The organism is Neolewinella aurantiaca (genome assembly GCF_008014675.1).
Lineage (GTDB): Bacteria > Bacteroidota > Bacteroidia > Chitinophagales > Saprospiraceae > Neolewinella > Neolewinella aurantiaca.
In genome coordinates, this window is sequence record NZ_VOXD01000008.1 from 25,054 (window position 1) to 36,965 (window position 11,912).

Sequence of the window (11,912 nt, forward strand, 5' to 3'; positions counted from 1 at the left end):
GATGAGGCTCAAATATCCTCCTGACGTACGTTTCCCGCTGGTGTAAATGGGTTCTTCATTAGACCATATGGTTTACTTTGGTGCTAACGATCATTTCGTCCTCACTTTGCACCTGCGCTCCGCCGCCCTGAACCTGACCGGGCACCTCCCCTGCTCTTATTTTTTCGATTGCTTGTTTCGGCTCACGTACTCGCTCGGCACGATGCCGAACTGGCGTTTGAAACACTTCGAGAAGTAACTCGCCGTGTTGAAGCCGGTCATGTACATCACTTCCTTGACGGAATAATTGCTGTTTTCCAGCAGTTGCACCGCTCTTTTCAGACGTACGGTTCTGACGAACTCGCTGGAAGACTGCCCCGTTAGTGCCTTCAGTTTGAGGTAAAGTTTGCTGCGCGAAACGCCCATCTCCTTTACCAGCTGATCGACGCTGAATTCAGTGTTGGACATGTTTTCTTCCACGATGTCCATCGCCTGGCGCAGGAAAAGTTCGTCGGAGTCGGTCACCGTCACTTCGGCCGGCTCGGTGATCACTTCTCTGCGGAAACGATCGCGCAGGATGTCCCGGTGTTGAACGATGTTCAGAATTTGCTGCAGCAAAGCTTCCTGATCGAAGGGTTTGGTTACGTACCCGTCGGCGCCGTACCGGAGGCCTTCGAGGCGGCTTTCTTCGGTGTCTTTTGCCGTGAGCAGGATAACCGGGATATGACTTGTCTGGGGGTTACTCTTCAGCTTATCCAGCACTTCTATGCCGTCCATTCCCGGCATCATCAGGTCGGAAACGATGATGTCCGGCGAAGACGTGAGCGCAAGCTCGAGGCCGGCTTCACCGCTGTCAGCGGCGATGACCCGGAAATCGTTTGCGAAAGTATGACGGATATAGTTCCTCAGATCGGGGTTATCATCGATGTAAAGGAGCAGAGACGAATCATCCGAATCTTCCTGTTGCGGAGAGATGCCCGCCCCTAACTGAAGTGCGTTCAGTTCTTCTTCCTTATTGTTCTCTTCAGGCATGAAATAGTCTACCGGATCTGCCTGCGGGACGTAATCGCTGAGATCACGCTGTTCGAGTTCAGATTTCTGGTACACAGTTTTGTCCAGTGGCAGGCGCAGGTAGAAAGTAGTTCCTTTCCCCAGGCTGCTCTTCACGTCGATGAGCCCGCGGTGCAGGTCGACGAGGCTTTGTGCGTAAGCAAGGCCGATGCCGGCTCCCTCTCTGTTCATGCTGTCTTCCTGAGCTCCTTTATAGAAGCGATCGAAGATTCTTCTGAGCTTTTTGTCGGAGATGCCCACTCCGGAGTCTTTCACGGTAATGAGGAGCGTTCCGTAGCCGGGCAGGTGTTTTTTAAAGCGCGGGTCGTCCTGGTTTATCTTTTCGATGGCCAGCAGAATGTCTCCGCCTTCGGGTGTGAACTTGAAAGCATTGGACAGCAGGTTGAAAAGCACCTTTTCGAGAATCTCGGGAGCAAACCAGGTCGTGATGGGGCGTTCTTCGGCCACTACCCTGAAGTTGATGTCTTTTTTGGTCGCCAGAAACTCGAACGGAGCCACGGTTCCTTCAATGTGTTCCACCACATCGTTTTTGCTTACCCGCAGGCTGAGCTTACCCTGATCGAGCCTTCTGAAATCGAGCAACTCATTGACCAGTCGCAGCAGGTATTTGGAGTTCTTGTACATCAGGTGGTAGTACTGGTTGCGTTGCTCCGGCTGGAGGCTGGACTGGTTGCGGATGAGCGACTCGAGCGGGCCGGAAATGAGCGTAAGCGGGGTCCTGAATTCGTGGGAGATATTGGTAAAGAACTGCAGTTTGAGCTGGTTGAGTTCCTCGGTTTTCTCCTGATTGACTTTTTTGAGCTCGATGCGATTCTTCTCCTCTATATCGATGATGGAATAACGGCGCAGGAGGTACAGAAAACCGACAAAGAGCAAGAGGTAAAGGAAGTATGCGGCATTGGTTCGCCAAAAAGGTGGCTGCACGACCACGCCAAGTGTGAGCACCTCCTCGTTCCACACCTTATCGTTGTTGCTCACCTTGAGCATGAAAGTGTAATTGCCGGCGGGAAGGTTTGTGTACGTAGCTACCCGCTGGCGGGCAGACGTAAAAATCCAGTCCTTATCGAATCCGTCGAGCTTATAGGCGAAGCGGTTCTTCTCCGGGGAAGCGTAATGGAGAGCTCCCAGTTGAAAAGAGACGCTGTTGTGGCTGTGGATGAGGTTGATGCGCTCGAGATTGCTGATTGCCTGCGGCAATACTACCTGGCCGTCTCTCTCCTCCCCCACCTCTACTGGCTTATTGAGGATGCTCAGGCCGGTGATCACCGGCCGGGCCGGGATGGCGTTCAACTTGATCGACTCCGGGTAGAAAGCCGTGAAACCATTGACCCCCCCGAAGATGATGCTGCCGTCGGCCTGGGTACAAACGGCCAGTTCTCCGAATTCATCGCCCTGTAAACCGTCATTTATGTCAAAATTTTCAAATTTCTCCTTTCTGGGGTCAAACCTGCTAATTCCCCGGTTGGAGCTTATCCACAGGTTGCCGCTCTGGTCTTCGGTAATTGCTTTGATGACACCGTCGACCAATCCGTCGGATTCGCCGTAGCTTTTAAAGCTTACCGACTCGCCCTCGGTTGCCGGCATGTATTTATTGATGCCTCCACCAAAGGTCCCAATCCAAACGGTGCCGTCGGTTGCCGTGTAGATCGGCAAAATGTAGCTGTTGCTCAACGAGCTCCTGTCTTCCGGGATATTCTTGTAAGACTGGTGCGAAGGGTCTGCTTTCGCAGCTTCGGACGAAGAGATGAAGACCAGTCCGTCTCCCGTACCCACCCAGATATTTCCGGCCTTATCCTCTTCCAGGCTACGGATGATCTGACTTGGCAGCTCGTTCCCTCCGGTTTCTCCGATCCTGGTTTTTACGTAGCCCCCTTCAGCCTCAGGATCGGGAGTCCACCGCATCAAGCCATCAAAATAGTTGCCGATCCAGAACGCGCCGCGGCTGTCTTCCAACATGGCAAAGACCGAGCCTGTTACTTCGCGGATAGGTTCAATCGATATATCCTCCCGGTTCAGGTCGGCCCTGAACAGGCCGGGGCCACTATTGGAGCCAAAATACATGGCGTGTTCCACCTCGTTGTTGATCTCAATGATCGAGTACACCCTCCGGGGTCGCTGAAAATGCCGGAAGGTCGATTTTTCGTTCAGCGGTAACGGGCCATCGCTGAGTTCTATTCCGCCCCCGTCGGAACCCACCCAGATCCTTTGCTCCGAATCACGGTACAACGCCCGAATGGTGGCAGCAGCCCCGCCTACGTCCTTATGATGGTAAAAATGCTTACGAAACGGATCGAATTTATTGATGCCGCCGCCACTGGTTCCTGCCCAAATGATCCGGGTCTCATCGATGGTGAGGGTGGTGATGTCGTTGTTACTCAGGCTACGGGGATCCAGGGCATCGTAGGTGTAATGCTCCAGCTCCTCCGGCATTTCACCGTTCCGGCCAACGGAGTATTTGTACAATCCGGTAGACGCCCCGATCCAAAGCTGATCGATCTCTCTGTCGTAGGCCAGTGCGTTGATTCCGGTCAGGTGGCCTACGAACCTAAACGCTTCGCTGTCGGCAGACTGCTGCATAAACAGCCCTGCGCCACATCCCAGTAAGAGCTCTCCACTGGCTAGCTGCACGATAGAGGTTGCGTTTATATTTCCGATATTTTTGAGATCGATTCTGCGCAGGCTCATTTCATCATCATCCACCACCCGGAAGAGGGAGTTTTGGGCCGCGAACCAAATGTTTCCGGAGGCGTCTTCGAAAAGAGAGTGGATAAAGAAGGGCTTAGAAGGGTCCGGTAAGCTGATATGAACAAACTCGGGTTCGGCTCCTTCCCGAAACTTCTTCAGTACGCTGAGTCCTTTATTCGTGCCCACCCACAGCCGGCCTTTTTTGTCCGACAGGAGGACGTTTATCGTGTTGGATCGGATGCTTTGCGGATCAGCGGGATCGTGGGTAATTCGCTGGAAATTATTGGTGGAACGGTTGTAATAATTCAGCCCTTTTCCGGTAGTGCCGATCCACAGGTTCCCCTTCTCATCGTCGGTTATTGAGAAAATCCGGATACCGCTGATGCTGTTGGAATCCTGCGGGTCTGGCTTGAATTCCTTTACCTCGTACCCGTCGTAACGGTTGAGCCCGGCGAAGGTGCCGAACCACATGAACCCGTCGTCGTCCTGAAAGCTACAGGTGACGTAGTTGGCAGAAAACCCCTGCTGGGAGCCCAGCCGGTCTACGTACAGCCGGTCTTCCTGGCTTGTCAGGGGCGAAAATGAACAGAAAACCAGCATCAGGAGCAACGAAACCCGTAGCAATTGACGCGGCGAAATCTTCTGGCAAATTATCATCATCAAAATTAAGCTTCCTAAAATATAAAAAACGGGTAGGCACTTTCTTTTCCTGCTTCTTAACCAAGCCGTATAAACATCAACAATTCCACCAACATCCTGATGCATTAACGACCTGACCGCTACTCGTAAGCTTACCCGTCGGGCGTGGCTCCGAACAGATTGATCAGGGCGCTGACGCAGGTGCAAAGTAAAAAACAAAGAGCATAGTGAGTTGACTATGCCGGTTGATCAACTGTAAGTTGCCGTTCTGCGAACTCATGAACTAACCAAAAGAAGCAGGAAAAAACCGATTTGTGTTCTCTAATCTTAAGTTTCATTATCCAACACAACACTATCTCCAGGTGGTCAATCGGGGAAAAAATACCTATGCCTTCTCAGATGCAACTAAAAATCTGGTAATTAACACTAGCCAATTTCATTTATTTCCACTCGACACCTCATTAATTGCTTTTAACCCCCTATTTTAGAGCCACCTTACTATTCCCCATCCCTTCCTTATAGAGATTTATTTGCTTTAGTCCAATCAGCAAGTAACAAGTCTGTCGACTGCATACTGCGATCAGGGCACTGGTTTTCCTTATTCCCAAACACCTCCAAAGAAGCATTCAATTACAGTCGGCTCATTAAGCCGACATAACTCTAGTAAAACACTTTCCCATATGCAAACAAAACTCAACCTCCTTATTTTATCCTTGTTCCTCACCTTCCAGGTGAGCAATAAGGTGCGGGCTCAAATCCTCTATCCGAGTTGGAGCCCAACTTCCTGCAACACCCTTGACAACCTTTCCCCAGGCTCACTGGTCGAGAGTGGATCCGACTTCTGGGCCAACTTTCCGGGCGCAGATTCAGATGCAACCATTACGAACGAACAGACTTTCTCTGGCAACCGTGCCTTACGGCTTGATCGTCCTAACGCAGGGTATTTTGACGATGTAGTCTACTACATGAACCCCGCCACCTCCGGGCGCTACCGCATTGAGTGGATGATGTTTCTACCGGTGGGTAGTGCAGCTACAGCAGGCCTGATCAACGATTTTGATGGAACCAGCGGGCCCAACAGCAACTGGGCCTACCGGATCGAATTCAACGGTAGCGGGCTGGCGACCATTCTTCTTGGTCAGGGTGACGTACAACTTACCTCCATCAGCTACCCGCGGGGGCGCTGGTTCCGTGTAGCCCAGGTCATTGACCTGGACGATGACTACGTCAGCATGTTTATCGACTACAACCACGTGGCAGACTGGAACCTGAGCGACGGCGAAGATTCTTTCGGCAGCCTTTCCCTGGACGCCATCAACATCTGGGCTAAAGTAGCTACTGACCTCCCGACCAGCCAGAGCCCCATCTATATCGACAACATGTGTATTTCTCTGCGAAATAACGGCGTGATTGTTGATTGTTTCGAACCTAACCCTTCTTGTTTATTAGGCGAAGACCTATACAACGAGTGTGCCGGATTGCAGGCTGGCTTCGTGGAAGGTGAATGGACCCTCGGCAGTTGCGACGGAGGCGGTAACGGAGAAGCCAATATTTGCCTGGAAGCCATCCCGCTCGACTGTAATTATACTTTCCTTGGCAACAACTTTGAATCGGACAACAGCTACACTTCGTCCGATTACACTTGTGCTACAAGAGACGTCAACTACAATGGCGGCGACGAGGTATTCAGAATAGACCATCCCGGAGGCCGCTTCGTTGTGTCCCTGATGAACGACGATGCTACTGATTTTGACATCTTCCTCCATGAAGATGCAATCTGTGACGGAGGCGAGGCATTCGGGCTTGCACCGGGCAGACAACTGCCCACATGTATTGCCAAAAGCGATAACGTAGCCGGCACTACTTTCAATCGTGAGCAAATCTATTTCCCTTTGCTTGATGCCGGTACTTATTACCTGGTGGTAGACGGAGTAAACAGCGATGAAGTTGGCAGTTACGAACTCGCCCTGAGTTGTGAATTTAACTGTTTCACAACCGATGCAACCCTTAGCTGTGGAGGCACTGCTAACAACAGAATACCCAGCCGGGAAGAACAACCCCGGGGTAATTTTACCAGTAACTACTGCGGAATTGACACCACAGTGCCAGGAACCGGCATTACGGGCAATGAACATACCTACCGCCTGAACATCACCGATGCAGGAACTTACGACTTCAACCTCACGGTTCCTTCCGGATCAACAGCAGACTTTGAACTTATCGTTCTGGCCAGTACGCCCGAAGCCAATGGAGGCACCTGCGCGTTATTTGACGACTGCCTCGGTATCGCCACCAACGGAGGTTTTGGAGAACCGGAAAACCTTAGTCTGTTCCTCGATCCCGGAGAATACTTTCTGGTGATAGATGGATGGTACGGCAGTTTTGGCGATTACACCATCAGCATGAGTTGCGACGCGGGAAGCGAATGTGATTCGCCCGCATACAGCTTCGATTCAGATTTTGGGGCCACCCGGCTCGCAGACGGCCGGTACAGCTTTGGTGGCATTCTGGGAGATTTCAGTACTGAAGACAGCTACCTTATCAACTACATCCCAGCTGAAAATTCCGGCCTGGCCATTACAGGAAACGGTACCGCTGACTTCACGATAGACTTTGCCGGAAGCGGCGGCAATTACACCGTTTGTTACCCCTATTACGATTTTTCCGGATGTCTCAACTACCGATGTGTAGACCTCTGCGTGGAATCCAACGATGCTCCATTCAGGTTCCTGGCTGAAGATCAACCGGACAACGAAAGGGTGCGATTACTGCTCTCTGTACTCCCCCCACCCAATGACGGTGGAGTTTCCAACGTAACCTGGTTCTATTACGATGACGGAGAGCCAATACAAATCGGTAGTGGAGTATCGGTATTTATTTCGTATCCGGAAGAGTCATGTTTCACCAGAACTTACTTCGTGCGATACTACGACAATTCAAACGAATGCTGGCGAATCGAACGTAGAACCGAGACCATTTGCCCACCACTTAACTGCCCTGATCCGGTTTACAATCAGAACTGCGGCAGTCAGGTACTTACCCTTGACGCCAACGGCGACTTTCTCATCAGCAGTCAGGGAGCAGCTACCCCCGGCGAACCCTGGCTCGTTCAGCGCGAACCGGTGACTGCCTTTACCGGGCAAAGTATCAGCCTGAGCCGGGCCAATAATTACAATGTAGAAGTATGTTTTCCGATTACTGACTCCAATGGGTGTATCAGCTACTGCTGCCAGCAGTACTGCCTTGACAATCAGGAAAACTCGCCCCAGGTTCTCTATGATTACGACGTAGAAACAAATACTTACCAATTTGAACTGGCAGAAGACGGTACGGTCAGTGAACCACAGTGGATTTCTCTTGGAAACTCCGGCCCACCCATCAGTGGGTCGGGTACTACGGCCAATGTTCCCACTCCGGCCAACTGCACAACCCAGACTTACTACGTCCGTTATTTCAGCGGTGGTTGCTGGAAGCTCGCCCGTCGTACCGTATACATCTGTGACCCTTACGCCTGCGATGGCATCGGCTACCAGTACGTTGAGGCAAACAACACCTTCAGTCTTTCTATTGAGGGGGCAGACAGTAGCCAACCCCTGGCCTGGGTCGACGACGATACGGGAGCCGGGCTCGGTACTACCCCCACCATCCCCGTTCCGGTTCCTCCCGGCAACTGCGTCACCCGTAACATCAGCGTTCGGTATTACGACGCTACCCGCAGAGCGTGGATCATCTGTTGCCGGACCATTTACCTCTGCGACCCAAACCAGTGCGACGGAATTTTGTACCAATACGCTGCCGATGCGCAAGCCTTTGATCTTTCCGTTGAAGGGGCAGACCCCGACCAACCCATCGCATGGGTTGATGATGACACCGGCGGCAGCCTTGGTTCGGGTGCAACCATTCCTGTACCTGCCCCACCCGGCACCTGCGTTACGCGCAATATCAGTGTTCGCTATTACGATACTTTCCGCCAGAGTTGGGTAATCTGTTGCCGCTCGATCTACTTGTGTTCTCCGGTGAACTGCGAGGAGAATATCAACTTCAGCTATTTCAACGGTAATGCAATTGTTACCGCCGACATTGGAGATGCGAGCCGGAACTGGTTTGTGAATGGTGACGCTGCCGGAAGCGGTGCGTCGCTGGCAGTTCCCATCAGTCAGGGCCAAAATGCTGAAGTGTGCGTACAGTACTTCGATACAACTGTAGGTGGATACAGAACCTGCTGTAAAAACATCAGTATCCCAAACTGCTCCCTGCCACTTACCAGTTTCATTCTCCTCCAGGGAGACGAGGGAACATTTGCCCTTAATACTTCCGACGAAGCCGGTGTTACGGCCTATGACTGGGAAGTTGACGGTACGTCCATCTCTGCTTCCAGAGACCTCACCCTGAACCTGCCTCCGGGCACCTATACGCTGTGCCTGACGGTCACGAACAGCTGTGGCAGTCAGCGATTCTGTCGCGTGGTCAATATTCCCAACACCGATACAGACCTCATCCTCCGGCCATTACCCGGAGCGTGTGGGGAACCAGGTGAAATTATCGACATCCCTATCTATGCCGACAACTTCACCAATATCCTCAACTATCAAATTACCCTGGGTCTCACCGATACCTCGGTCGCCAAAATTGTGGGCCTGGAACTGGAGAATATTCCAGGAGTGGAGGATTACCTGATTTACAACGGAGCCAGGGCTGCAGTAATATGGGATAATGCTTCCGGCCTCTTTTACCCCGACGGCACCCTGCTTATCACCCTCAAAGTCGCAATTCAGAGTGGAGGACCACTTTCCTCGGACGTAATAATTGCCTCCGGGCCGGTTCCGAGTTACGCTGAAAACGGGAACGGCGAAGAAATCCCGATAAGCATGTTGCGCGGTACGGTAGGCCCTTGTAGCGAAGTCGACGTCTCCGGCAGACTTATCACCGAAACCGGTCAGGGTATTGCCCGGGCAACCGTGAGTTTGTACCGCAACGGGATTATCGTTGACCAACTAATAACGGATGCTACCGGACAATACGAATTTATGGTCACGCCCGACGGCGCCGATTATGCCGTACGGCCCGAAAAGCTGATCAATTACCGCAATCACGTGAATTCCGGCGATCTTTCGGCCGTTCGACGACACATCTTTGGCACCGCTCCTTTGGTCGGTCCCTACCGCAGAATAGCCGCCGACGCCACCAATATTGGCAGTATCAATTCAGGCGACATCTCATCCATTCGTCAGCTTGTATTCGGTCTTATCTCCGAGTTCCCGGGTGTTCCTTCGTGGGAGTTCGTTCCTCAGGACCATGTTTTCGCCGATCCTGATAATCCTACCGCAAGCGCGTACCCACGCGAGATTAACCTCGGCCGGGTGAACGGAAGCCAAACCGGGCTGAATTTCATCGGTCTGAAAATGGGCGACCCCAGCTCAGGGGCTGACCCGCAGAACGCCAGGCCCGACGGGCCGGTTGCCACGGGGCGCTCCCTCAACGACCTTTCCTTCATGGTGGGCGAAGCCCCACCCGTGCGCGGGGTGCCGTGGGAAATGGACGTTTATGCCTACAATTTCACCGATATGCTGGCGACGCAGTTCTCACTTGCATGGAACAGTAATGTAGTCGACCTTCTCGAGATAAAGAACGAGAACACCACCCTTGGCCTCACAGAAGAGAATTTCTCGCTCGCTGGCGTCCGGGACGGGCAACTTCCCTGGCTTTGGTTTGCGGAGGAAAACGCCATAAGCCTTCCTGATTCGGCGCTGCTGTTCACCCTCCGGTTCAACATTATCGGAGATGTCGGCGACACCGCTTCGGTCTCGTTTACAGAAATGCCCACAGAGTTCTTTTTCGAGGATACAGGAGGTGAAATTGCCGCAAATTTCGGAGAGAAGGAGCAAATCGTAGAAGTATTTACCAGCACTTCAAACTACCACCCACTCGATGAAATCAGAGTGTATCCGAACCCTGCATCTTCTGCCTTTTTCGTCGAGCATCCACTACAGCACCCTACGGCGGTCAGCCTGTACAACCTGCAAGGTGCTTTACTTAAAAACTGGCCACAAAGCCGGGGCAATGAGCACTACGATGTAAAAGACCTTCCCGCTGGCACCTATCTGCTTTCCTTCCGTCAGAGAGGGAAAACGGTCATGCGACGGATAGTCATCACCCGTTAGGGCATTTGTCACCGTTGACGCCAATACAACCTCAGTTCGGGCCGGGTGCCCGAACTGAGGTTTTTTATTCTCCGGTTCGCATACTAATAAGTCTGCGCGATCGCAGGTCCAAAGAAGGTTTTCCGGAACGGATCAGCCCGTTTCACAGTAAGGGTGTCTTTGTTATTCTGGATGCTTTCAGTTTAAGCCCCCCGGCACCCCGTACACGCTTTTGCGCCGTACGGCAAAATGATTTACAAAACAAGCTTTACCTTTCCACCATGCCTCACCTTACCACCTTCGGAGAGATAATGCTCCGCCTCAGTCCGCCCGATAAACAGCGCTTCAGTCAGGCGTCCACCTTCGACCTCGTGTACGGCGGTGGCGAAGCCAACGTTGCCGCCTCGTTGGCCAATTACGGCATCGGGGCAACCTTCGTATCCCGGCTTCCCGACAACTGCATCGGCGACGGAGCATTGCGCTTCCTCCAGGCCAAATCCGTTAACTGCGACCACGTGGTGCGCGGCGGCGAGCGGCTGGGAATCTATTTCATAGAAATGGGAGACATGCAGCGCGGACCAAAAGTGGTCTACGACCGGTCCCACTCCAGTATGGTTTCGTTGGTTCCTGGCCAGATCGACTGGGAGGCAGCCTTTCAGGGCTCCGATTGGTTCCATTGGTCCGGCGTGGTGCCGGCCCTTGGCCAGGCCGCAGCCGATGAGTGCCTCATCGCCTGCCAGACGGCTGCAAGGATGGGGCTCACCATCAGTACCGACATCAACTACCGCGCCAAAATGTGGAAGTACGGCAAGCACCCGCGCGAAGTCCTGCCCGCAATGGTGGAGTACAGCGACATCATCCTGGCCAACGATTTCGACGCCGAATTCTGCTTCGGTCTACAACTGCCAAAGACGGATGCAAGCAAGGATGTCGCCGCAGACCATAAAGCTTTCCTGGCGGCCGGGAAAGCGTTTATGAAAAGGTTTCCAAAGCTAAAAAAGGTGATCGCAACCCAGCGCCAGTCTCATTCGGCCAGCCACCATTCCTGGTCGGCACTGCTGTACGACGGTAAACAGCTCATCACGGCGCCAACCTACGAACTCACGCACCTCGTTGACCGTGTCGGTGGCGGAGACAGCTTCGTAGGCGGACTTATCTACGGGCTGATGACCTGGCCTGATAACAACGATAAAGCGCTTCACTTTGCGGTGGCAGCCTCAGCCCTCAAGCATTCCGTTTTCGGAGACCTTAACCGTGTAAGACTCAAGGAAGTAAAGCAGTTCATGAAAGGCAATGCTTCAGGCCGGATAAGCAGATAAAGAGGTTAATAAGTCAGCCTTGTTTCATTACTCCGCCTAATCAGCAGGCGGGGACGCAGGTGCAGGGTTGCGGACAAAA

At 52.7% G+C, this 11,912-nt stretch carries 3 protein-coding genes; 2 read left to right on the plus strand and 1 reads right to left on the minus strand.

The window, feature by feature from the left end; translation table 11 throughout:
* Window positions 1–156 precede the first annotated feature (156 nt).
* Complete coding sequence (locus FUA23_RS06820) at window positions 157–4,395, minus strand: hybrid sensor histidine kinase/response regulator transcription factor (protein ID WP_187270921.1); 4,239 nt, start codon at window positions 4,393–4,395, stop codon at window positions 157–159.
* Window positions 4,396–5,054: 659 nt separating this feature from the next.
* On the opposite strand from FUA23_RS06820, the gene FUA23_RS06825 reads away from it, so the two are divergent.
* Together FUA23_RS06825 and FUA23_RS06830 are read left to right on the plus strand one after the other, a co-directional pair.
* The gene (locus FUA23_RS06825; RefSeq protein WP_147929983.1) at window positions 5,055–10,535 is read left to right on the plus strand and encodes a T9SS type A sorting domain-containing protein; all 5,481 of its coding nucleotides are present in this window, start codon (window positions 5,055–5,057) and stop codon (window positions 10,533–10,535) included.
* 260 nt (window positions 10,536–10,795) lie between these two features.
* On the plus strand, window positions 10,796–11,833 hold the full coding sequence (locus FUA23_RS06830) for a sugar kinase (protein ID WP_147929984.1): 1,038 nt from the start codon (window positions 10,796–10,798) through the stop codon (window positions 11,831–11,833).
* The last annotated feature ends 79 nt before the right edge of the window (window positions 11,834–11,912 follow it).

Bases quoted from the DNA above. Each gene is read 5' to 3' on its own strand.
- FUA23_RS06820 (WP_187270921.1), bottom strand. From the start codon at position 4,395: ATGATGATAATTTGCCAGAAGATTTCGCCGCGTCAATTGCTACGGGTT.
- FUA23_RS06825 (WP_147929983.1), top strand. From the start codon at position 5,055: ATGCAAACAAAACTCAACCTCCTTATTTTATCCTTGTTCCTCACCTTC.
- FUA23_RS06830 (WP_147929984.1), top strand. From the start codon at position 10,796: ATGCCTCACCTTACCACCTTCGGAGAGATAATGCTCCGCCTCAGTCCG.